This is a genomic window from Dyella marensis, assembly GCF_049532885.1.
Taxonomy (GTDB): Bacteria; Pseudomonadota; Gammaproteobacteria; order Xanthomonadales; family Rhodanobacteraceae; genus Dyella_D; species Dyella_D marensis.
Genome location: NZ_CP064029.1, coordinates 4,554,918 through 4,577,105, shown reverse-complemented (window position 1 = coordinate 4,577,105; position 22,188 = coordinate 4,554,918). Strand labels below are relative to the sequence as shown.

Genomic DNA, 22,188 nt, shown 5'->3' with positions numbered 1-22,188 from the left:
CCGAGGCCGCCGCCGCATGGCTTTGCCCGCCGCTTCACCGGTAGTGATCCGCTTCGGCCGCCTGGGCGATACCGTCCTGCTCGCGCCGCTGCTGCGCAAATTGCATCTGCGTTACGGCGCGCCATGCCGCCTCGTCTCGCTGGGCGAGTGCTCGCGCACGCTGTACGGCAGCAGCGAAGACGTCGCCGCGGTGCACTGGTTCGCCAGCCAGCATGGCTGGCTGTGGACCAATCCGCGCCGGCTTGCCGTGGCGCTGGCGCTGCGCGGAATGCGCGAGGCACCGTTCTATATCTGCGAGCCCGACGTGCGCACGCGCACCAAGGTACGGCCGATGCTGGCGCTGGCGGGCATTCCCGCAGAGCGGTGCGTATTCATCGAAGACATTCCGCTGCGCGAGGGCGAGCACTGGATCGACTGGCTGCTGCGCTTCGGCGACCTGACGCCGGAGGCATTCGCCGGCACGCCCGCGCTCGATCCGTCGCGCCACCTCCACGCGCCGTCCTTGCGCGCCACGCCGGACGAACGTGCCGATGCCAGCGTGTGGCTGAGCGCGCACGGCGTGGAGCCGACGCAGCCGCTGGTGCTGCTGCAGCCGGCGAACAAACGCACCATGCGCTGGAACGGCATGCGCGACGCGGCGGACGACGACAAGTCCTGGCCGGTGGCGCGCTGGGCGCAGCTGGCGCGCGCCATCCTGCAGTGGCAACCCGATGCGCACGTGCTGCTGTGCGGCTGCGCCGCCGAAGCGGGCTATCTCGCCGCGATCCGCGCCGAGGCGGGGCTGCCGCGCCTGATCGCGCCGGCCGGCGGCCTGCCGCTGGGCCTGCTGCGCGGCTTGATGGAGCGCGCGCACAGCATGGTGTCGGTGGATACGGGGCCGGCGCATCTGGCTGCGGCGGTCGGCTGTCCGCTGGTGGTGCTGTTCGGCCATCGCTGGCCGTCGATGTGGGCGCCGCGCAGCGCCGGCGGCAGCGCCGTCACCGTGCTGGGCGGCCTGCCGCATACGCCGCGGGTGGACGCGATCGGCGTGGAGGAAGCAGCGCAGGCGTGGTGGCGCTTGCCTGTGCGCGCAGAGCCGGCATTACCCGTCGCGGCGGCGCGACGGGTGCCGGCGCGGGCCGCTTACTCGGCCGGCTGAGCCGGCTGGCGCAGGGTCTGGCGCACGCTCGGCATGGCGCCGGCGCGCGCGGCCAGTTCGTGCGCGATATCGACCAGGCCCAATGCACGCGCCACGTCGGCCGCGGTGCGGCCGAATGCATCCGCCGCGCTGCGGTCCGCGCCGCGCGCCAGCAGCACGCGCGCCGGCGGCAGCAGCGCATGCATCGCGCATGCATGCAACGCGGTGACGCCGCGCTGGTCGGCGTGCTCGATGCGCGCGCCGGCATCCAGCAGCACCGGCACCAGCGCACCGATATGCGTGGCATCGCAGGGGCTGCCCGGGCGCAGGTGCGCGCCCAGCAGCAATTGCAGCGGCGCCATGCCTTCCTTGTCGGCCAGGTTGACGTCCGCGTTGCGCTTGAGCAGCGCATCGAACAGCCGGCGCGCGCGCAGGCTGTCGTTGTGTTCGAAGCCGAACTGCGCGGCGGCGTGGAGGGCGCCGTGGCCGCGTGCGTCGACCGCGTTGATGTCGGCGCCGCCGTCGAGCAGCTGCTCGGCGATTTCCGGATAACCCATCGCCGCGGCCACCATCAGCGCGGTGGCCTCGCCCGGCAGGCGTGCGTCCACCTTCGCGTCGTGTTCCAGCAGCAAGCCCACCAGCGCATCGCGCCGCGCGGCGACGGCCGCCGCGAGCGGGGTCATGCCATTGGCGGCGGCCAGCGAGCTGTCGGCGCCGGCATCGAGCAGGCGCGCGGCGACGTCGCGATGGCCCATGCCGCAGGCGTGCAGCAGGGCGGTGGCGCCCTGGCGGTCCTGCGTGTTCACCGGGAAGCCGAGATCGAGCAGGCGTTCCACCGCGGCCAGCGCACCGGCCGCGGCGGCGGCCGGCAGGTCGTCGGCGCGCAGCGGGCGGCGCGGACGCGCCCACTCGCCCCAGTCCAGCCAGCGTTCGATCTCGGGATGATCGAAAGCCAGGCCCAGCGGCGTCTCGCCGTTGGCGTCGGTGGCTTCGGCGTCGGCGCCGTGGGCGACCAGCACGCGCACCAGCGGCAGCGCCTTCTCGCCATGTTCCAGCGCGGCGAACAGCGGCGTGCGGCCCTGCGTGTCGCGCGTATTCGGATCGCTGCCGCGCGCCAGCAGCGCCTGCAGCACCGGCAGCTGGCCTTGCGCGGCGGCCAGGTGCACCGGCGTGCGCTCGCGCGCATCGACGCCGAACGGATCGGCGCCGCGCTCGAGCAGGCCCAGCGCGAACGCGGAAGCCGCGGCGCTGTCGTCCAGCCGCTGCAGCGCCTGCGCGAGCAGGCCGGCGCCGGCCGGACTGGCGCCAGCGGCTAGCAGGTCTTCGATGGCTTCCGCCGCGGCCGGCAGCTGCGGCAGCAGTGCGTCGAACAGGCGGCGGCCCAGCGGCGGCAGCGCGGCTTCGATGCCCTCGGCCACTTCGGCATCGTCCACCAGCTGCGGCTGCAGGCGCGCTTCCGGCGCCAGCGCATGTTCCAGCAGCCAGCGGCGGGCCGAGCCCAGGCCGGGACCGGCCAGATCCAGATAAAGCTGGGCGAGCTGCGCGGCCGGCCATTCCTTCACGCGCTGGGTGAAGGTGGACACGATGGCCCAGTGGCCGAAGCGCAGCGCGTCCAGCAGATGCGCCGGCGTGTCCGCGCCTTCGGCCAGCGCTTCGTCGAAGCGCAGGTTGGTGGGCAGCGGGGTGTCGGGGTCGAGCAGGGCGACCAGGTCCCAGCGGCCGGCGGCGGCGGCGTGGTCCAGCGCGCTGCGGCCGTCGGCGCCCGGCGTCTTCGCCTCGGCGCCGAGTGCGAGCAGGGCGCGCACGGTTTCGGCATGCGCCTGCGGCGACTGGCAGGCGAGGGTGAGCGCGTCGCGGCCGTGCACGTCGCGCACGCGCGCATCCGGCTGCGCCTCGGCCAGCAGCTGCACGATGCCGACCTTGCCGGCGCGCGCCGCTTCCATCAGGGCGGTGCGGCCGTGGCGGTCGGCCAGGGTGACGTCGGCGCCGGCGCTGCGCAGCGCGCGGCAGATCTGTTCATGGCCTTCGCCGGCCGCTTCCATCAGCGCGCTGCGATGGCGCGAATCCACCGCGTTCACCGCGGCGCGATGCTTGAGCAGCAGGCGCACGCCCTCGGCGTCGTCCTCGGCAATGCCGGACGCCGCCACCAGCGCCGGCTCGCCATCCGGCGGCGTGGGCTTGGCGCCGTGCTCCAGCAGGAACTTCACCAGCGGCCAGTTCGCCGCGCGGCAGGCGGTGGCCAGTGCGCTGACGCGGGCGCGGTTGAGCGCGTTCACCGGCGCGCCGGCATCCAGCAGCATGGCGGCCACGATGGGCTCGCCGCTGTGCACGGCGCCGTGCAGCGCGGTGTTGCCTTCCGCATCGGTAGCCAGCGGGCTGGCGCCGTTGGCCAGCAGGGTCATCACCGCATCGGGACGGCCGTGCCAGCTGTCGCGCGTGGCGGCCAGCAAGGGCGTGAGGCCGCCGCTGGCGCGGTTGACGTCGGCGCCCTTGGCGATGAGCGCGCGCAGCAGGCGCGTATCGGGCAGCAGCGCGGCGAGCATCAGCACGGGGCGCTGGTCGCGGTCGCCGGTGGGCGGCGCGGTGTTCGGATCGGCGCCGGCTTCGATCAGCGCCAGCGCGCGTTCGATATCGCCGTCGCGCGTGGCGGCCAGCAGCGCCTGCGCCTGTTCGGGCGTACCGGCGGTACGTTCCTGTTCGTTGAGCACCGGCGCGGGCTTCGGCGCCGGAGCTTGGGCCGGTTCGCTGCGGGCGGGTGCGGACGCGCGCGCCGGGCGGCGGCCTTCGCACAGCAGCGCGCGCAAGGTGCGGTTGGCGATGACCAGGCAACCCAGCGGCAGCAGCACCACGCCATAGATGGCCAGCGCCGCGATGCGTAGCTCCGGCGGCAGCACGCCGTACAGGCCGGCCAGCGCGATCGCCGCGAAGGCCAGCGCCAGCAGCGCGATGGCGGCCGGCAAGTAATGAGTGAAGAAGCGCTCTTCGCGCGACAGGTGCCGGCCGAACGCGATGCTGCGCGCGGTGGCGGTGAAGATCCACGAGCCGTCACTCTGCGGTGGGTACGCGTCGTCCCACACGTAGACCAGGCCGAACGCCGGCCACATCCGCCACAGCGCCGCCAGCGCCACCACCAGCGCGCCGGCCAGCAGCAGGGCCGCGCTCAGGCTGTGCGCCTGGTTCAGCCGCAGCATCGGCCACGCCACCAGCAGGAACACCAGCACCACATAGCCGGTGAACATCACCAGATGCGCCGCGCCGCGGCGCAGCACCGTGCGCAGGAACCGCGGCTCCGGATCGAAACCGATCGCATGGCAGACCGCAGCCATGGTCAGCGCGTTGGCGAGCAGCAGGGGGATCAGCGAGAGCGGGCTGGCGCTCAGCGCCGCGACGGCGACCGCGAGCAGGCCGGGCACGAACCAGAGCAGACCCTGCAGGAAAGGCGGCGGGCGGCGCGTTTTGGAATAGGACATGGGCGCGGAGTATAGGAATCGTCTGAATGAGAGAAGGTAATCAGGCGTTAACGCCCAAGGCGTGCGCACTCACTCGCCGTGTTCGTCCAGCGGCGTTTCCTTCAGCACCGGCTGCGGCGCCGCGATGCTGTTGGCCGGCGGCAGCTGCAGATGCCAGCCCTGGGCCTGCAGGTTCGCCAGCACCGCGGCGGCATCTTCCTTGGGCAGCTTGCGCTGGGCATCGAGTTCGACTTCGAGCACGAAGCGCAGTTCGCCGAGCATCTGGGTGAGCGAAGCCGGCAGCACGCTGAAGTCGCCCTGGCGCGCGAGCCAGACATAGGTATCGGCCTTGCGCAGGCTGGCGTAAACGAAACAGTGCATAGGAGTGCCCCGAAAGCGGCGGCGCGTCGAGGCGACGGGCCGGTGATGACAATCCGCCATGGTCCGCGCCTGGGCCGCGATGGTCAACGCGCGCGGCGACGATCTCCCGCAATACGTGGCCGAACAGCCGTGATCGACACCGGAACAGCCCCTCGGCTTGGCTGAACCTTTCATTGCTGCGACCGCACTTGCAAGGCTTTCGTTAAGACGGCACAGTGCCGCCCGGGGATGTCAAACGCGCGTATGAATTTTCTTACCGGTCAGCCCCTTACTGTGTGCCCCGATCCGGACTAACGATAAGCAGGAGCTTCCGATGCCGAATTCTCTCTTCTTCAAGCGCGCGGCCCGCCCGCTCGCCTTCGCCGCCCTGAGCCTGGCCGTGGCCGGCGCCCTGGTCGCGCCGCAGCGCGCCGAAGCCAGCGCCTTCCAGCTCAAGGAAAACAGCGCCAAGTCGATGGGCCGCGCCTACGCCGGTTCGGCGACGGCCGGCGGCGACGTCTCCGTAGTGGTCAACAATCCTGCCGCGATGACCGACCTGAAGGGCACCTACTTCCAGGCCGACGTCACCGCGATCAACTTCGGCACCAAGTTCAGCGGCAGCGCCCACGACGCCCTGGGCCGCCCGATCAGCGGCGGCAACGGCGGCGACGCCGGCACCACCATGCCGGTGCCCGCACTGTTCTTCGCCACCCAGGTGAGCGACCGCGTGCACATCGGCGCCGGCTTCTCGGTGCCGTTCGGCTTCCTCACCGAATACGACCGCAACTGGGTCGGCCGCTACAACGGCATCAAGTCGAAGTTCGAGTCGCTGGACGGCACGCTGTCCGCCTCGTTCGACGTGACCGACAACTTCGCCGTGGGCGCCAGCTTCATCGCCCAGCGCACCAGCGCCGAGCTGACCAGCGCGATCAACTTCAACAGCGTGGGCCTGGGCCTGGTGCAGCAGGCCGCGCAGGCCGGCGCCATCTCGCCGGCGCAGGCGGCGGCGCTGGGCCAGCAGGTCGGCCTGGTGGTGCCCCCGGGCAGCGACGGCCTGGCCCGCATCAAGGGCGACGACTGGGGCTACGGCTGGCAGCTGGGCGGCTACTGGAAGCTGACCCCGAACGACCGCATCGCCTTCAACTACCGCGCCAAGATCGACCACAAGCTGGAAGGCACGGGCAACTTCACCGTCCCGACCAACGTGCAGGCACTGCTGGCCAACCCGACCGTGGCCGCGCTGCTGGCCGGCGCCGGCGGCGTGCCGTTCACCCACACCACCGGCACCGCCGACTTCACCACCCCGGCCACCGCCACCGCCAGCGTGTGGCACCAGGACGAGAAGTTCGGCATCGGCTTCGACCTGGCCTGGACCAAGTGGGACGTGTTCAAGCAGCTGCGCGTCAACTACGGCAACCCGGCGCAGCCGCCGAGCGTGGAAAACTACAGCTGGCGCAACACCTGGTACGCCGCCGTCGGTGGCGACTACTACGTCAACGACAAGCTGACCCTGCGCGCCGGCGTCTCGGTGGACACCACCCCGACCTACGCCGCCACCCGCAGCCCGCGCGTGCCGGACTCGACCCGCAAGTTCCTCTCGTTCGGCGTGGGCTACAAGGCCAGCGAGCACTTCGAGATCAATGCCGGCTACACGCACATCTTCGTCAACGAAGCGCACATGAACGGCGCCATCAGCGCGACCAACGACGTGCTGACCGGCAGCTCCGACGACTACGGCAACCTGCTGAGCTTGTCGGCGCAGTACAAGTTCTAAGTATTGCGGCAAGCGGAACGATAAAAACCTCCCCGTGTGAGCGGGGAGGTTTTTTTATGGGCACGGAGCAAGGCATTACTGATAAAGATGGTCAGCTCGTTGCTGGCGGATTTGCTGGGCGCGTAATCCTCGGACTCATAAAGATCGGTCTCACCATAATCCTGCTTGTAACTGACGCGGAACGGGCCGCCGGCACGTAGGTCGTAATCCTGGGAGAGATCGAACTCGTTCTGAAGCGTCTGCCCCGGTTGGATAGCTACGTAGAAATAGTGCTTCGCTTCGAACACCAGAGTGACAAAGCGCCCGATGAACTTCGCTTGTTTGCCGTTGGCGTCGAGCACCGTCATGAAGTTATTCATCAGGTGATCGTCGGGATTGAAAAGCGGTGTCTTGACCCTCGGCAGGAGCAGGACTCTTGAGCTCTTGTTGGTGATCGAGACGATCACCCGGCCAGATTCCCTGGCGCTCAGGGAGTCCGGGCTGCGGAGTCTGACGACGAGATCGTTCTGGGCCGCCAGGGCATGCAGTGGAAGCATGCACAGCAGCATGAGCAAGGCGAGGAAGAGCCTGTGCGGGGACATGAGTCGATAAACTCCTTGTCGGTATGAAGCCTGGCTATGGGGCTTCGGATACTCCGAACAGGGGTTCTCGTACTCAATAAGCTTTCGCCTTAAAAGCGAAGGACAGAAGCAGATTCCGACGATTCTTAGGTTGCATGCGCTGTTGGGGTTCGCCTTTGGCTCACCCCAACCTGCGTCAGCCGCGCTTGAGCATCAGCGCCAGCATCTTCCTGAAGCGTTCGCCATACGGCGGATTGAGCAAGCCTGCACCATTGACCCGCGCTTGCCGGAACACCGACTTCATATGCGAGAACGTGCGGAAGCCCGCCTCGCCGTGATAGCCGCCGCTGCCGGAAGGCCCCACGCCGCCGAACGGCAGCTCATGCTGGGCGATGTGGTAGAGCGTGTCGTTGATGGTTACGCCGCCGGCCGTGGTGCGCGCGAGTACGCGGTCGACCAGGGCGCCGTCTTCCTCGAACAGGTAGAGCGCCAGCGGGTGCGGATGGGCGGCGACGTAGGCGATGGCCTGGTCGATGTCGTCGTAGGGCACCAGGGGCAGCAGCGGGCCGAAGATCTCCTCCTGCATCACCGCCATGCTTTCGCTGACGCCGGTGAGCAAGGCCGGCGTCATGCGCCGCCGCGGTACGTCGTCGGCGTCGCCGCCCATCAAGGTGACCGTGGCGCCATCGCGCTTCGCGTCATCGCGCAAGGCGGCAAGGCGCCGATACTGGCGTTCCGAAATGATGCTGGCGTACTGCTCGTTGCGCACCGGTTGCGGGTACAGGCGTGCGGTAACCTCGCGCGCAGCAGCGACGAACTCGTCGACGCGCCCGCGCGGCAGCAACACGTAATCCGGCGCAATGCAGGTCTGCCCCGCATTGAACAGCTTGCCGACCAGGATACGTTCCACTGCATTTTCGAAGCGCGCACCCGGCCCGACGATCGCCGGCGACTTGCCGCCCAGCTCCAGCGTTACCGGCGTGAGATTGGCGGAAGCCGCGCGCATCACATGGCGCCCCACCGCGGTGGAACCGGTAAACAACAGATGATCGAACGGCAACGCGGAGAACGCCTGCGCGACATCCGCGTCGCCCGTCACCACGCACACGTCCTCCGGCTTGAAATACCGCGCCGCCAATTGCGCGAACAAGGCCGAGAAATGCGGCGTGTACTCGCTCATCTTCACCATCACCCGGTTGCCGGCCGCCAGCGCATCCACCATCGGGCCGGCAGCGAGAAACAACGGGTAATTCCACGGCACGATGATGCCCACCACGCCCAAGGGCTGCGGCCGGATCTCGTTGCGCGCCGGCAGAAACAGCAAGCCCGGCCAACTACGCTTCGGCTTCATCCAGCGCCGGCCGTGCGCCAGCGCGTGGCGGATCGCCGACAGGCTGGGAAACACCTCCAGCAGATCGGTCTCCTGCGCCGGCCGGCCGCCGAAGTCCTGGTGGATGGCCTCCGCGATGTCGCCCCGGTGCTGCGTGATCAGATCGCTCAAGGCACGCAGGCGCGCGGCACGCCCGGACCAGCCCGGCGCGGGCTCGCGTGCGTGGGCTTCGCGCATGCGCTGGAGTTGAAGCTTCAGGTCGAGCGGTTCGATGGTCATCGGTCTAGAACTTGGCGCGGAATTCCACGCCCCACATGCGCGGCGGCGTGATGTTGGCGTACGGGGTGCCGAATACGGTGGCGGTGATGTTGTCCACACCGGTCACGTAGCGGTCGTTGAACAGGTTGCTTGCATACAGCGCGACGCCCCAGCGGTCGCCCGGCGCATGCCAGTCCAGGCGTGCGTCGGTGCGTTTCTGCGCTTCGCCCACCTTGAAGTTGGGGCTGATGATGCACTCGCCCTGCAGGCGCGAGTCGTCGTTGCAGCGGGACTTGCCGCGGTAAGCGTAGTTCAGATTGAACTCCAGCTGGCCGCTGGCGACGTTGTGCCACGTATAGGCCAGGCCCGCCGCGTAGGAGAAGCGCGGCTCGCCGGTGGGCTGGCCGGTCAGCACCGCGCCGGAATCGGCCACCGCCTTGCGGTAGGTGGCATCGATGTACGCGCCAGTGAAGTTCAGCCGCAGGTCGCGCATCGGTTGCCATAGGGCTTCGAGCTCCAGGCCCTTGGCTTCCTGGTCGGTGCTGTTGACCAGGTAGCGCGGCACGCCGGAGCCGGCGCTGTTCGGGTCCAGGCTCAGCGATTGCTTGTTGTCGTAGCGGTAGTAGTACACCGAGCCGTTGAGCATCAGGTTGTGCTCGGGGAAGGTGGTCTTCAGGCCGGCTTCGTAATTGATCACCTTCTCCGGCGCGAAGCGCGAGCCTACCTGGACGCTGTTGTAGCCGCCGGCCTTGTAGCCCTTGGTCACCGAGGCGTAGCCCATCACGTCCGGCGCAAATTTGTAATCCAGCACCAGGCGCGGGCTGACGTTGTTCCAGGTGTTGTGGAAGCGCACCGGTACGCCCACGGCGTCGGTAAAGATCACGTTGTTGCCGAACGCCGCCAGCGCCATCTGCGCTTCCGGCGGCAGCATGGCCAGCACGCCGGCCTGGTCCAGCGCCTGCACGGTGCCGTCGAACTGCGGCGCGCTGCGCGGCATGTTGTACCAGGAGAAGGTTTTCTGGTCGCGCGTGTAGCGGATGCCGGTGGTGATGTTGAAGCGGTCGCTGACGTGCCAGATCACGTCGCCGAACGCCGCATACGCCTTGAACTTGCCGACGTTGCTGATCGCCTCGTGCCACGGATCGCCCAGCAAGGTGTAGGGCAAGCCAAAGCCCGCCAGCGCATTGCTGATGTCGGTGAGCGGCGTGCCCACGCCCATGATGTTGTTGGCAAGCGTGTCGAGGCTGTCGGTAAAGATATTGGTCTGGCTGGTCTGCCGCGCCTGCTCCTGGTAGTAGCTCACGCCGCCGACCCAGTCGGCAATGCCGGTGGTGCCGGACAGCTTGAACTCCTGGTACCAGCTGTTGTTGTGCTCGATATTGGTGGTATCGAGATAGCTGACGATATGGTTGGTGCCGTCGTAGTCGCCGCGGTTGAACGTGTCGAAGCCGCGCCACGCGGTGGTGGACACCAGGCTGCCCCAGCTGAAGGAGTGGTCGAAGCTCAGCGTCACGCCGTCGAACGTGCGCGATTCGCGGCCGCCCACGGAGTCGTTGTACAGCGGTGCGTGCAGCGGGTTGAGATAGGTGGCGGGATCGGCCGGAAAGGGTGGGCGCTGGTTGGTATCGTTGGACAGCGGCACCAGGCCGAAGGCCGGATGCGGCGGCTGGTTGAGCTTCTCGTGATCCCAGGACAGCAGCATGCGCGTATCGGGCGTGAGGTTCCAGCGGAACACCGCGCGCGTGCCCCAGTCGTTGTCCTCGCCGTAGCGCTTGCCGGTGGCGGCATCCTTGACCCAGCCGTCGCTCTGGTTGTCGTACGCGCTGACGCGCAGCGCCATGTCCTTGTTGATGGGCAGGTTCAACAGCGCGTCGCCATAGACCTTGCCGTAGTTGCCGACGCGCAGGCGCGCCTTGCCTTCGAAGCGATCGGTCGGCTCGTTGGTGACGATGGAGATGGCGCCGGCTGCCGCGTTGCGGCCGAACAGCGTGCCCTGCGGGCCCTTCAGCACTTCGATGCGCGCCAGGTCGTTGAAGGCCAGCAGCGCACCGCCGGAGCGTGCAGCGTACACGCCGTTGATATACACGCCCACCGCCGGCTCGGTGCCGACGCCGAAGTCGCTGGTGGCGATACCGCGCAACTGGTAGCGCGGCTGCGTCGGCTGGTCGGCGCTGACCACCAGGCCCGGTACGAACATATCCATCTTGCTCAGGTCGGTCGCCGCCAGCGTATCCACCTGCTTGGCGGTGACGATCTGCAGCGGGATCGGCACCGACTGCATTTCCTGGCTGCGGCTCTGCGCCGTCACCGTGATGTTGTCCAGCAGCTTGGCCTTGTTCGGGTCGGCCTGGTCCTGCGCGGCGGGCGCGGCGTTCTGGTCGTCGGCATGGACGATCTGCGCGCACAGCAGCAAGGCGGTGCCTCCCAGCAGTTGGCGCAGCGCGGCGGACAGCGGACGTGGACGGATGCTCATCGGCGGTTCTCCCCTCGTGGAAGGCGCCGCGTCCCCACGCGGTCGCCGTGCTGGTTCTTGTGTGTGTTCAGCGCACCGTGACGCAGCCCCCTTGCTGCGCCGCGATCCAGGCCTTGATCAGCGCCACGCCCTCGCGGTGCACGGTGCTGCGGCCCAGTTCCGGCATCATCTCGCCCGGGTCGGCCGAGGCCATGCGGTAGGCGATGATCGAGTCGTCCGGCTGGCCGGGCACGATGTCGAACAGGTGGTCGCCGGTGCCGCGGCCCGCGGCGACGGGCGGTTTGCAGATGCCGAGGTGGCGGTCTTCCGGCGCGCTGGCTTCCAGCGTCAGGCCGGTGGTGTTGGCCGCGCCCTTGGCGTTGTGGCAATGGCCGCAGTTGATGTCGAGGTAGGCGCGTGCGCGGGCATCGAGCGCGGCGTGCTCGTCCATCCAGTTGGCATTGCGCGGCGCCTGCGCGCTGGCGGGTGCGCCGGTGAGATAGCCTGCTTTGATCAAATGTTCGAGCTGGTTCTGCGTGCCGTCCGCGTAGTGGTAGTCGCGGTTGAGATGGCGCGCCTTCGGGCCGATCGGATGGATCTTGCGCGACACCCAGTCCTGCGCATGGCAGCTGGAGCACTGGCTTTCGTCGGGCACCACGTAGTTGAAGTCTTCGCGCGACTTGTCATCCGCCACCAGGGTGAGCGGCAGCACCGCGCCGGTGCGGGCGAGGTCGGCTTCGGTCTGCGCGTCGTTCCATACATAAGGAATCGCCGCCCAGCCGTCCGCGCGATGCACCAGGATGCGCGTTTCCACCAGATGCACCTTGGACAAATCCAGCCCTTCGCCGGCGAAGTCGTGCGCGCTGTCGTAGCTGCGTGCCACGTCGCCGGCCTTGCCGTCGGCCGTCTTCGGGTAATAGAAGGTCTTGCTGATCACCGTGCCGACCGGGAAGTCGAAGGTGTCGGTGGCGTCGTACTTCGCCGCCGTGCCCTTGGGCATCCAGATCGTGCGCAGCTTGTGCGCGTAGTCGGTGAACAGCGGCGTGTTGAGGTCGTACGGCACCACGCCCTGGTTGAGCACCAGCTTGCCGCCGCGTGCTTCCACCACATGCCAGTCGCTCAGCTTCGGCGGCCGGCCATCGGCATGAAACGCCACCGGCGCCATGCCCTGCTGGCAACCGGCAAGCACAACCGCCGCCAGCAGCGCGAAGGCGCCTTGCAGAAACCGCTTGCGCATCGCCACCGCCTCAGGACTTGGCCGCGTCGAGCACGACCGGCGGCAGCTTCGGCAAGGTGCACTCGTACGGCTTGGTGTCGGTGCTGGGGTTCTTGTAGTCGTTCGGGCCGTCGGCATTGAGCACGCCGTTGGCGCCGGCGATGCAGATGCGGTCGTTGGCGCCGACCGGGCCGTGCTTGGTGTCGGCATAGCCGTCCCACAGCACGTCCGGGAAGCGGCCGCTCATACCGTACACGGCGCTCTTCAACACTTTCAGCTTCATGCCGTCCGGCGATTCACCGCCGCCCTTGAAGCGGTTGCCGTAGACGAAGATGCCCTTCGGATACGGGTTGTAATCGGCCGCCACGCCCTTGGTGTTGTAGTAGTTGGTGGAGAAGTAGCTGGAGATGATCACGTTCGCCGTGCGGTGGTCGGCGATGTCGTTGTCGAAGATCTCCACCTTGTCATTGGAGTTGACCACCACGCCGGAACCGGCCGGCACGCTCGCCACCGCCGCGCCCTTGGCGGCGAAGTTATCGAGGTTGTTGGCATTGACCTGGTTCTTGAACACGCGCGTGGCCTTGCCGGCCTGCGACAGGTTGGGCATGTTGAAGACCAGGATGCCGCCGGTGTTGCCGGTGGCGACGTTGTCGTAGACGTCCGCGTCGATCGAGTTCTCGATTTCGATGCCGGCCACGTTCTGCTCGGCGCGGTTGCGCCGCACCACGATGTTCTTCGACTGGCCCACATAGATGCCGGCGTCCGACGCACCGGTGACCGAGGAGTCCTCGATCAGCACGTTCTCGGTCTTCACCGGATACAGGCCGTAGGCGCCGTTGGTGGTCTTGGGGCCATCGGTCCATGCCACGCGCACGCCGCGGATGGTGATGTTCTTGCCCTGGTTGATCTTCAGCGCGTCGCCCTTGGTGTCTTCCAGCGACAGGTTCTCGATGGTGAAGTCGCTGGCATTCACCAGCAGGCCCTCCGGCCCCACCACCTGGCCCTTGAACGACAGCACCGTCTTGTCCTTGCCGGCGCCGCGGATAGTCACGCCGTCCGTGCGCAGGCTGAGGCCGCGATTGAGGTGGTAATGCCCCGCCGGAATCTCGATCACGCTGCCCGCCTTGGCATCCAGCAACTGCTGCTGCAGCTTGGCCTGGAAGGCATCGTTGCCTTCGCCCTGAGCGGTGGACTGATCGTGGCCGCTGCACGCGGCGAGGGCCGCGCCGAGCGCGACCGTGAGTAGCAACTTGCGCATGTCCGGCGAGCCTCCCCAGGAAACCGAATCGACGGGGTACTGTTGCGCAAGGCTTACGGCGGGGGGGAGGGGGGAACGGCCAGGGGGGTGGGGGGGGGGCAAAGCGGCCAACGTGGGGATGTGGCCCCGGGTGATATCTGGCCTCGGCGCGATCGCCGGGTGCAGAGGCCGGAAGCTGAGATCACCACCAATCCTTCACGCAGTCTTTGCAAACCTTCGACATTCTTGAGCAGGGTTCGCGAGCGTCCTTAGCAGGGTTCGCGAGCGTCCTTCCCCTGGTTGCACAAGGGGCGCCGCCAGCCGGGCCACATGCGATTGGAACGCTTGACCGTCAAAGGAGTGATGGGTGACCAGCCTTGTCCGTGCGCGCCTGCGCGCCATCTCGATGCGCTCGGTTCGCGAGCGCCTGTACCGCTTCTTCAGGCAGCCAGCGTTCGCGCTCGGTTGCATGGCCATGCTCGCCGTCTCCGCGGCGCATGCCCAGGACTACAGCGGAAGCCCCGCCGCGGCTCCGCGGCTGGCGCAGCGGCAGGCCGTTGCCAGCGCTGCCGCGACTGCGACAGTCAATGTGACCGGGCTGTGGCATGGCAACCTGCAGGCCCCTGGCGATGCAACCGCTGCGGCATGGGAAGAGGAGTACGACCTGCGGCAGGACGATAGCGGCAACGTCACCGGAACCCGGAAGACGACGCCGCAGGCGAACGGTGCAACCAACTGGTACACCTGGTCCGTCACCGGCACGGTGTCCGGCAGCACCTTGACCTTGAGCGATGCGTCGGTGGTTGCGCGGGGTTCCGGCACGAATACGCCTTGCCAGACCACGTCCACTCTCAGTGTGACGGCGGACGGGGCCAGTTTTAGCGGCACCTGGACGGCGGTGACCGGTTGCAAGCCGGGCACGGTCAGCGCCGTTCGCTTCGGCGGCGACGTGGCCAGGAATCTTGGCAGCGGCGCGCCGTGCGATGGCGGCCTGGGTTCGCCGGGCGGCGGCAGCGGCAGCGGCTCCGGTGCGAGTGGCAATGCCAATGGTTCGTCCTGCGCCGAGGCCATGGGTTCGCCCAAGGTCGGCGATCCGATCGATGCCGGCACGGGCAGCTACTACCTGCAGGAAGACGACTACACCGCCAGCTACTGGCTGACCTTCCGCCGCTTCTACAACAGCAGCGGCGCGGTGGCGCCAGCCAATCTCGGTTTCCGCTGGCGCCATAGCTTCGACCGCTCGCTGCGCATGATCGGCACGCCGGTGGCGACCATCATCATGCTGCGGCCGGACGGCAAGCAGGAGACGTTCACCAAATCGGGCAGCGCCTGGGCGGCGGATCTTCCGGTGGACCAATTGACGGAACTCCGCGACGGCCAGGGCGTGCTTACCGGCTATTCGGTGTTTATCGGCGGCAGCCGCGAAACGGAAACCTATGACAGCACCGGCAAGCTGATCCAGGTGCTTGGACAGGATGGCCAGGGCATCACGCTGACCTACAGCACGACGACGTCGACGTACTACCCGCGCCTGGGCCTGCTGAAAACCGTCACCGATGCCAAGGGCAGGAAACTGACGTTCTACTACGACAGCTCCGCGCGCCTGAACTCCATCACGTTGCCGGACAATAAAACGCTTAACTACTACTACGTCACGGCCAGCAGCAACCTGGCCCAGGTGACGTATCCCGACTCCAACTATCGTCTCTATGGTTTCAACGAAGCCGCCTATATCGGGCAGACCAGCCTGCCCAATGCGATGACCGGCATCCAGGACGAGAACGGCGCGCGCTACGAGACCATCACTTACGACGACACAGGCCGGGCAACGTCGTCCACCTTCGCCGGCGGCGTGGGCGCCACCCGGATTGCCTATAACGCCGACGGTTCCGCTTCCGTCACCTATCCGCTGGGTAATACGGTGAAGATCGGCATGTCGTCGGTCGCAGGGTTGGCGCGAGTCAGCTCCATGGACGCACCTTGCAGCCCCGATTGCGGGCAGCGCTGGAAGAGCCGCACTTACGACAGCCGTGGTTTTCCGGCGACGTATGTGGACTTCAAGGGCGTCACCACGCAGGTCACTTACGACCAGTACGGCTTGCTGCTGCAGACCGTCGAGGCGGTGGGCACCAGCGACCAGCGCACCACGACTACGGTGTGGGACAACCAGCTCCGGCGCCCGTTGAGCCGGCGCGTGCTGGATAGCCAGGGTCACGCGGTTGCCTCGACGGGATGGGCATACAACACGATGGGCCAGGTGCTGGCTTATTGCGAGATCGATCCCGGTGCGGTCTCCGCCGCGGGCTACATCTGTTCGAATACCGGTACGGCGCCGGAAGGCGTGCGCCGTACCACCTATACCTATTGCACGGCCGTGGATGCGGTGCAGTGTCCGCTGGCCGGCCTGATGCTCAGCGCCACCGGTCCGCGTACCGATATCGCGCAGACCACGACCTATCAGTACTACCTCACCGACGGCACGCAGTGGCAGCACGGTGACCTCAAGTCAGTGACGAATGCGCTCGGCCAGGTCATTACCTTTGCTGCCTATGACAAGAGTGGGCGGCCCACGCGGACGGTCGATCCGAATGGGGTCATCACTGACCTGACGTACAAGTCCCGCGGATGGCTGCTCAGCCGCACGGTGCGCGCCAATGCCAACGGGTCGGCGTCCGCGAAGGATGCCGTCACCCAGTACGGTTACAGCAACGCCGGAAACGTCACCACCGTGACCGACCCGGACAATGTCACCGCCACCTACGGCTATGACTCCGCGCACCGCCTGACGCAGATCCGCAACGGCAACGGCGAGTATGTGAATTTCACGCTGGACGCGGCGGGCAACCGCATCAAGGAACAGGTGGCGAATGCCAACAACGGCGTCGTGACGCGGAGCCTGACCCGCTCGTACAACACTTTGGGGCAGCTTACAGGTGTGCAGGACGCGCTCAATCGCAGCGTCATGAGCGCGGCGTATACGGACAGCTACGACGCCAACGGCAATCTGGTGCATGCGGCCGACGGCTTGAATGTCCAGCTCAAGCGCGACTATGACGCTTTGAATCGCGTGGTGGGTGCCACCGAGGATTTCAACGGCAGCGATCAGGCGACGCGCAATGCGCAGACGGTGTATCAGTACGACGCGCTCGGCCGGATGGCGGGCGTTGGCGATCCGGATGCGCTCAATACGGTGTACGACCACAATGCCTTTGGCGATCAGGTGGGGCTGCATAGTCCGGATACGGGCAATTCCAGCGCCATCGTCGACAAGGCGGGTAACGCCATTTCGGTGACTGACGCGCGTGGCGTCCAGGTCACCCAGACGTTCGATGCCTTGAACCGGCGCACTTCGGCGACGTACCCGCAGACGGCTGACAATGTCGCCTGGTACTACGACGAGGCCGATAGCGTCACGGGCTGCACGGGTTCGTATCCCATTGGTCGCTTGACCCGGGTCGTGGAGGCCAATGTCACCACGATCTATTGCTACGACGTGCGCGGCAACGTGGTGCGCAAGAGTCAGACGCAGGGCACGCAGACGGATGTGGTGGCTTATACCTATACCCTCGCCGATCGGCTGGCGACGCTGACGTATCCCAGCGGTGTGATGGTCACCTATACGCGGGATATCGTCGGAAGGGTGCAGTCGGTGGCGCTGACGGCTGCTGGAACGACGAATACGATCGTCTACTCAGTCACCTATATGCCGCTCGGCCCCATAACGAGCTACATGCTGGGGAAGATCGGCTACAGCAAGCAGGTTACGCGCACCTACGACGCGAATTATGCGTTGACCGATGTTGTGAGCGCGCCGCTCAACCTGCATTTCGCCAGGGATGTGATGGGTAATATCACGGCGCTTGGTGATGTGGCGGGGGCCAGTCCGGCTACGGAGACGTATCGCTATGACGCGCTGTATCGGTTGACTTCCATCAATGATGCTACTGGCGCAGCGATTGAGTCCTACACCTATAACAAGACCGGCGACCGCTTGAGCAAGACTGCCAGCGGCTTAGCCACCGGCACTTACGGTTATCAGAGCGGCACGCATTGGCTTACCAGTATCGGCAGCAGCGCTCGCAGTTACGACGCAAATGGCAATACCACCGGGAACTCCATGGGTGGCGATACGTTTGGCTATGGCTATAACGGGCGGAACCGAATGACGGTGGTGCAGCGGAATGGTCAGACTGTGGCTAACTACAGTTACAACGCGATGGGGCAGCGGGTTGCGAAGACGGCGACGGTTCCGCAGGCAGTGAGTCAGCGATTTGCCTATGACGAAAGTAGTCAGCTGCTGAGCGAGTACGGCACGACGAATCGTGACTATATCTGGATGGGCGGCTTGCCGGTGGCTGCGGTGGACGGTACTGGCGCTGTTGCTAAGGTCAGCTATGTATTGGCGGATGGGTTAGGTGCTCCGCGCGTAGTTAGGGACGATTCCGGTGTGGTGCAGTGGCAATGGCCGTATCAGAGTAACGTCTTCGGCGAGAAGCAACCCATCTCAACTGGCAGCTATGCTTTTGGTTTGCGAGCGATCGGGCAGTATTACGATTCCGAAACTGGCCTTGCTCAAAATATCAATAGGGACTACGACGCATCAACGGGTCGATACGTTCAAAGCGATCCTATTGGTCTTAGTGGAGGCGCAAGTACTTTTGCTTATGTGGGTGGTTCTCCGTTGTTGGCCATGGATCCGTACGGGCTGTCGGCAACAGTCGTAGTTAAAGGTAACGAAGTAACCATTACTTTGCCGATCAGCTATGTGGGTGAGGGCGCAACAGCAGAACTAAAGGAGAAGTGGAATACCGCCATTGAGCAGATGTGGTCCGGTAAATTTGATGACTTCAATGTCACAACAACGGTGGTGCCTGGAGGTCCCGGCGTAAGAGGTACCAACGTCATCACCGTTCCGAGTGCCTACGGGCGGTCATACGTCAATGGCGTTGGGGGCAATACTGGTGTTTGGTATGGCCTCGGCGATCGCCCGGATCTTCCGCTTAATCCATGGGTGGCTGCGCATGAGTCGGGCCATCTTATGGGGCTCGATGATCAGTATTTAGAGTACTGTGATGCGTTCGGTAAAATGAAGACCATGACTAATTGGGGTGCCGAGAACGACATCATGGGGAAATATAATAGTCCAGTCACCCCTGAGAATATCCGGGGGATCATTCAGGCTCATAAGCATTGGTGGCAGCGATGAAACGTGTTTTTCTTGCAGTTGCTTTGTATTTGGGACTTGGTTGCACTCTGTCCGCTTTTGCCGATGAGGCTTGGCTGCAGGGCGCGTCGATGCAAGACCAGGGAGATCGATGGAAGATTCTTCCAGCAGCGAGCTATCTCGACCTCGGCAATGATTCTGATGCCATAAATAAGCTTGCGGAGGCGAAGTTTCTGCTAGACCCAAGTGTGTCAGGCAAGTCGCTTTCTTTGAAATGCGCTCCGCCGAGCAGGCGATACCTTATCCGTTCCCTTTATTACAGCGATTCAAATGTGATTATTTACGGTAGCGCCAATGCTGTGATCATTGGTGCAGGCTCCTTCTCAGAGCCTCACGCACCTTCAAAGGGGGCTGTCGCGATTTGCCTGAACGAGGCGCCCAAAGATGTTCGGGCCACTGTTAGCTTTGCTAGGTAGGGAAAAGAGGGCGGGGCGCTAAACGCCCCGTACCTGGAAGAGATATCGAGCTATGAGTACTTTCAGCCATTGCTGTGAATCTATGCGGATTGCTTGCGACGATCCTGATTATCCGGTGGTTTTCAAGGCAAAGTTCCGTGAGTACGCAATAAAAATACTGGATGGTGGAATAAGCTCTCTTGTGATTTCGTTCTGTCCATGGAGTGGGGACAGGTTGCCTGAAAGTCTGAGAGACGAGTGGTTCCGGCGTTTGGAGGCACAAGGCATCGACCCAGGTGAGGATCCAGTTCCGTTGGAGTTCCGGAGCGAGGAATGGTATTCAAACTGAAGAATCGACAAGGTGTGGGCTGGGGCGGGTGATGTCAGATGAGTTGCCCTTCAACCAACTGCTCTCACTTCGTTCTTGCCTGATCTAGCATGCCTGCCCGAGGGCATGGCGGGGCGACATACATGAGCACAAAGTCAAAAATCTATCTGCGCCTGCTCCTCATCGTCGTTCTTCTATCAGCCACGCTGGCATGGTCGGCTGACTCACCTCGCCCGAACCTCAAGCTGACGGGGATGTTCTCTGATATGAGATACAGCGGTGAGGGTGGGGATGTGCTGGGGCAGGAAATATTCATTGTCTATTCGAAGGGTGGCTACTTTGCTGTGCTGCAAAGTAGTGACGGCGAGCCGGGGAGGCCGGTGATCGTTCCCGCCGCCTTCAAAGGGGATGAGGTGACCTTTCTGGTCCCCGCAGAACTCGATCTTCGAGGCGAGTTTCACGGAGTTGTCTCGCAGGAGGGGCTTGTTGGTACTTTCAGTGGAAACGGTCAGTCGATTCATCTGAAGAGAAAGAATAGCTATTGGCAGTAGCCGCCAGGGCGCAAGGCATATGATCGACTTGCCTGGAACAACCATCAAAGAACGATAAGGGGACGGGTGACGTTAAATGTGCTCCGTGCCTCCGAAGGACTGTCGTATGAAGATGATCGCACTCTTGTTTGCTCTGTCTGTCGGGTTCACTGCTTTCGCCCAATCGCAGAGTCCCAAGAGTTTGGACCAAATTATCTCGGCCGTAGGAGACTTGACTCTGCGCCCTGACGAAGTGATCCGACTCTCGGACGAGGGATGGAATGGTTCCGGAGAGGCGGCTCTCAGGCTTTCCCTGTACTACGGCAGTGTGAAGCTCGATTTTGACAGGGCGGAGTATTGGACGATCATCGCGGCCGAGAACGGCAATGCGGTGGCGCAGTACAACGCATGGGTTCAAATGAGTGACGATCGCAGCAGCAGCGCTGACGACAAGAAGAGGGCCGTCTTTTGGCTACGAAAGTCAGCCGCGCAGAACGATCCTGATGCGATACGTGAGTTGAAGAAATTGAAGCCTGAAGGATGATGTCGGGCGTGGTGCATCACAGGGGAGGTGATAGCAATGCTTGATGGGCTGCTTAACGAAGCTGCCGAAGAGCGCGGTATTGCGAAGGCCGAGGTGGAGCTTCGGTAATAGGGACGGGTGACGTTAAATCTCAATGGACACTAATAGCCCGGGAGCCATGGGGGATCCCATGACGCGGAAAAATCAAACTATCTCTCGAGTGTTGGCTGCCCTAATGCTCAGCTCTGTTGTGCTCATAGGGTGTGCAGCCCACGCCACACAGGAGACGGTGGCTCCAACGCCAGGCGAGCGCTTTTCAATCAGTCAATCCGAGCTTCCAAAGGTAAAAGACCAGGCAGCGAAAGGCGATGTGAGCGCCATCAATAAGCTGGCTGACTATTACATGCTCTATCTGGGAGACGAAGATCAGGGCATCTCATGGCTTGAGCGCCTCGGCGACACTGGCGACCTTGAAGCAAGGAAGAACGTCTTGACCTTCTATCAACGACACCCGTCGGCGAACAACACTAAGCATTTAGAGCTTCTGAAGTCGCGTTGGGGCATGTAAAGACAACAGGACTGCCACCTAGGAGAGCTATGAATGCGCTCTGTCGGAAGCAGATGCTGTGCGGCATCTATGCGTGGTACGAGCTGGCAATCAGGGATGACAAGTCTCTCTCCTCACTGGGATCGTGATGACCATCGAAGATGACCGCGTCGTCGACTCGCTTGGAATATCCAAGTTGGACCGAAAGGTAGTCCTTCTGATTTCCGATCACCTCGATTGGGAGGATGAGGAGGGGCATGTTCGTCTGTTCGAGCGCAAGATTTCCTGCTATCTCGATTTCATCCGATCCGGCCAGATCTTTGAGTCGCTTCCCGGCGCAGTGGGCTTTCCGGTTCGTATCGAATTGGTGCAGCAGTACAAGCCTAGCGAGAGCGCGTTGCGCATTCTCAATGCCGCCAAGCAGCAGTTGGGCGAGATGAGATATGAATTTTCGTTTCATCCTCTTCCGGCTGGTTATCGCCGACCGTCTTGAGTGAGTGTCCTGGCCGGCTTATCTCGGGCAGAAATTTTTTTGGCCAACATCGAGCTATGCCGCTGCCTGCCATGAGCGCAAAGATCGCCAGACTCCTCAGCACCCTCCTCAAGGCAGCATCGCTGCTAACGGTCCTGCTCGTCGATCTATACGTGGCTTATCTGACGCAAAAGATGAAAGTGCATGGCGGCATCGCGATGGGCATTGGCATCGTTGAGGCGGCGGGGTTGGTTGCGATTCTGTTTGCCACGTTGACGTTCTTCTTTCTGGCGCCAAGCCGATGGGGGAAGGTGGTCTTTATCGGTCTGGTGCTGGTGTTTTTCGGATTTCTTATCGCGAACTAGCCCGCGCTGGTCCGGTAGCGTCCGGTCCCGTAAGCTGCGGCCTTTAGTAAT

General features: G+C 64.7%; 17 protein-coding genes. 10 read left to right on the top strand and 7 right to left on the bottom strand.

What is annotated here, in order from left to right:
- The first annotated feature begins 16 nt into the window (after window positions 1-16).
- The gene (locus ISN75_RS20010; protein WP_168648299.1) at window positions 17-1,138 is read left to right on the top strand and encodes a glycosyltransferase family 9 protein; all 1,122 of its coding nucleotides are present in this window, start codon (window positions 17-19) and stop codon (window positions 1,136-1,138) included.
- Here ISN75_RS20010 and ISN75_RS20005 read toward each other — a convergent pair.
- Complete coding sequence (locus tag ISN75_RS20005; protein WP_343817832.1) at window positions 1,123-4,587, bottom strand: ankyrin repeat domain-containing protein; 3,465 nt, start codon at window positions 4,585-4,587, stop codon at window positions 1,123-1,125. The two genes, ISN75_RS20010 and ISN75_RS20005, sit on opposite strands and share 16 nt — an antisense overlap.
- 69 nt (window positions 4,588-4,656) lie before the next feature.
- Window positions 4,657-4,947 carry a YcgL domain-containing protein gene (locus ISN75_RS20000; RefSeq protein WP_167253528.1) on the bottom strand — a complete coding sequence of 97 codons (291 nt, stop codon included), beginning with the start codon at window positions 4,945-4,947 and terminating at the stop codon, window positions 4,657-4,659.
- A gap of 313 nt (window positions 4,948-5,260) precedes the next feature.
- On the opposite strand from ISN75_RS20000, the gene ISN75_RS19995 reads away from it, so the two are divergent.
- Complete coding sequence (locus ISN75_RS19995; RefSeq protein WP_167253530.1) at window positions 5,261-6,700, top strand: OmpP1/FadL family transporter; 1,440 nt, start codon at window positions 5,261-5,263, stop codon at window positions 6,698-6,700.
- On the opposite strand, the gene ISN75_RS19990 is transcribed toward ISN75_RS19995, so the two are convergent.
- The 5 genes from ISN75_RS19990 to ISN75_RS19970 form a co-directional block, all read right to left on the bottom strand.
- Entirely contained in the window at window positions 6,697-7,281 is a 585-nt protein-coding gene (locus ISN75_RS19990) for a hypothetical protein (RefSeq protein WP_343817829.1), read from the bottom strand. The two genes, ISN75_RS19995 and ISN75_RS19990, sit on opposite strands and share 4 nt — an antisense overlap.
- A 175-nt stretch (window positions 7,282-7,456) precedes the next feature.
- Complete coding sequence (locus tag ISN75_RS19985) at window positions 7,457-8,869, bottom strand: coniferyl aldehyde dehydrogenase (protein WP_343817827.1); 1,413 nt, start codon at window positions 8,867-8,869, stop codon at window positions 7,457-7,459.
- 4 nt (window positions 8,870-8,873) lie between these two features.
- Window positions 8,874-11,321 carry a TonB-dependent receptor gene (locus ISN75_RS19980; protein WP_343817825.1) on the bottom strand — a complete coding sequence of 816 codons (2,448 nt, stop codon included), beginning with the start codon at window positions 11,319-11,321 and terminating at the stop codon, window positions 8,874-8,876.
- 67 nt (window positions 11,322-11,388) lie between these two features.
- Window positions 11,389-12,537 carry an SO2930 family diheme c-type cytochrome gene (locus ISN75_RS19975; RefSeq protein ID WP_168648294.1) on the bottom strand — a complete coding sequence of 383 codons (1,149 nt, stop codon included), beginning with the start codon at window positions 12,535-12,537 and terminating at the stop codon, window positions 11,389-11,391.
- Between the two features lie 10 nt (window positions 12,538-12,547).
- Entirely contained in the window at window positions 12,548-13,774 is a 1,227-nt protein-coding gene (locus tag ISN75_RS19970; RefSeq protein WP_343817822.1) for a parallel beta-helix domain-containing protein, read from the bottom strand.
- A 346-nt stretch (window positions 13,775-14,120) separates the two neighbouring features.
- On the opposite strand from ISN75_RS19970, the gene ISN75_RS19965 reads away from it, so the two are divergent.
- The 8 genes from ISN75_RS19965 (at window position 14,121) to ISN75_RS19930 (ending at window position 22,137) form a co-directional block, all read left to right on the top strand.
- Window positions 14,121-18,959 carry an RHS repeat-associated core domain-containing protein gene (locus ISN75_RS19965; RefSeq protein ID WP_343817820.1) on the top strand — a complete coding sequence of 1,613 codons (4,839 nt, stop codon included), beginning with the start codon at window positions 14,121-14,123 and terminating at the stop codon, window positions 18,957-18,959.
- On the top strand, window positions 18,956-19,393 hold the full coding sequence (locus ISN75_RS19960; RefSeq protein WP_343817818.1) for a hypothetical protein: 438 nt from the start codon (window positions 18,956-18,958) through the stop codon (window positions 19,391-19,393). The genes ISN75_RS19965 and ISN75_RS19960 overlap by 4 nt, the downstream gene beginning before the upstream one ends.
- A gap of 52 nt (window positions 19,394-19,445) precedes the next feature.
- Window positions 19,446-19,721 (top strand): DUF6980 family protein, encoded by a 276-nt coding sequence (locus tag ISN75_RS19955; RefSeq protein WP_423385098.1) that lies wholly within the window; start codon window positions 19,446-19,448, stop codon window positions 19,719-19,721.
- Window positions 19,722-19,843: 122 nt separating this feature from the next.
- A complete protein-coding gene (locus tag ISN75_RS19950; protein WP_343817816.1) occupies window positions 19,844-20,251 on the top strand; it encodes a hypothetical protein in 408 nt (135 codons plus the stop codon).
- A 106-nt stretch (window positions 20,252-20,357) separates the two neighbouring features.
- Entirely contained in the window at window positions 20,358-20,774 is a 417-nt protein-coding gene (locus ISN75_RS19945; protein ID WP_343817815.1) for a hypothetical protein, read from the top strand.
- A gap of 169 nt (window positions 20,775-20,943) precedes the next feature.
- Window positions 20,944-21,321 (top strand): hypothetical protein, encoded by a 378-nt coding sequence (locus ISN75_RS19940; protein WP_343817814.1) that lies wholly within the window; start codon window positions 20,944-20,946, stop codon window positions 21,319-21,321.
- Between the two features lie 127 nt (window positions 21,322-21,448).
- Entirely contained in the window at window positions 21,449-21,793 is a 345-nt protein-coding gene (locus tag ISN75_RS19935) for a DUF6572 domain-containing protein (RefSeq protein ID WP_343817812.1), read from the top strand.
- A gap of 71 nt (window positions 21,794-21,864) precedes the next feature.
- Window positions 21,865-22,137, top strand: a complete 273-nt coding sequence (locus tag ISN75_RS19930; protein ID WP_343817810.1) for a hypothetical protein — start codon at window positions 21,865-21,867, stop codon at window positions 22,135-22,137.
- Window positions 22,138-22,188: the final 51 nt, after the last annotated feature.

Bases quoted from the DNA above. Each gene is read 5' to 3' on its own strand.
- ISN75_RS20010 (WP_168648299.1), top strand. From the start codon at position 17: ATGGCTTTGCCCGCCGCTTCACCGGTAGTGATCCGCTTCGGCCGCCTG.
- ISN75_RS20005 (WP_343817832.1), bottom strand. From the start codon at position 4,587: ATGTCCTATTCCAAAACGCGCCGCCCGCCGCCTTTCCTGCAGGGTCTG.
- ISN75_RS20000 (WP_167253528.1), bottom strand. From the start codon at position 4,947: ATGCACTGTTTCGTTTACGCCAGCCTGCGCAAGGCCGATACCTATGTC.
- ISN75_RS19995 (WP_167253530.1), top strand. From the start codon at position 5,261: ATGCCGAATTCTCTCTTCTTCAAGCGCGCGGCCCGCCCGCTCGCCTTC.
- ISN75_RS19990 (WP_343817829.1), bottom strand. From the start codon at position 7,281: ATGTCCCCGCACAGGCTCTTCCTCGCCTTGCTCATGCTGCTGTGCATG.
- ISN75_RS19985 (WP_343817827.1), bottom strand. From the start codon at position 8,869: ATGACCATCGAACCGCTCGACCTGAAGCTTCAACTCCAGCGCATGCGC.
- ISN75_RS19980 (WP_343817825.1), bottom strand. From the start codon at position 11,321: ATGAGCATCCGTCCACGTCCGCTGTCCGCCGCGCTGCGCCAACTGCTG.
- ISN75_RS19975 (WP_168648294.1), bottom strand. From the start codon at position 12,537: ATGCGCAAGCGGTTTCTGCAAGGCGCCTTCGCGCTGCTGGCGGCGGTT.
- ISN75_RS19970 (WP_343817822.1), bottom strand. From the start codon at position 13,774: ATGCGCAAGTTGCTACTCACGGTCGCGCTCGGCGCGGCCCTCGCCGCG.
- ISN75_RS19960 (WP_343817818.1), top strand. From the start codon at position 18,956: ATGAAACGTGTTTTTCTTGCAGTTGCTTTGTATTTGGGACTTGGTTGC.
- ISN75_RS19955 (WP_423385098.1), top strand. From the start codon at position 19,446: ATGAGTACTTTCAGCCATTGCTGTGAATCTATGCGGATTGCTTGCGAC.
- ISN75_RS19950 (WP_343817816.1), top strand. From the start codon at position 19,844: ATGAGCACAAAGTCAAAAATCTATCTGCGCCTGCTCCTCATCGTCGTT.
- ISN75_RS19945 (WP_343817815.1), top strand. From the start codon at position 20,358: ATGAAGATGATCGCACTCTTGTTTGCTCTGTCTGTCGGGTTCACTGCT.
- ISN75_RS19940 (WP_343817814.1), top strand. From the start codon at position 20,944: ATGACGCGGAAAAATCAAACTATCTCTCGAGTGTTGGCTGCCCTAATG.
- ISN75_RS19935 (WP_343817812.1), top strand. From the start codon at position 21,449: ATGACCATCGAAGATGACCGCGTCGTCGACTCGCTTGGAATATCCAAG.
- ISN75_RS19930 (WP_343817810.1), top strand. From the start codon at position 21,865: ATGAGCGCAAAGATCGCCAGACTCCTCAGCACCCTCCTCAAGGCAGCA.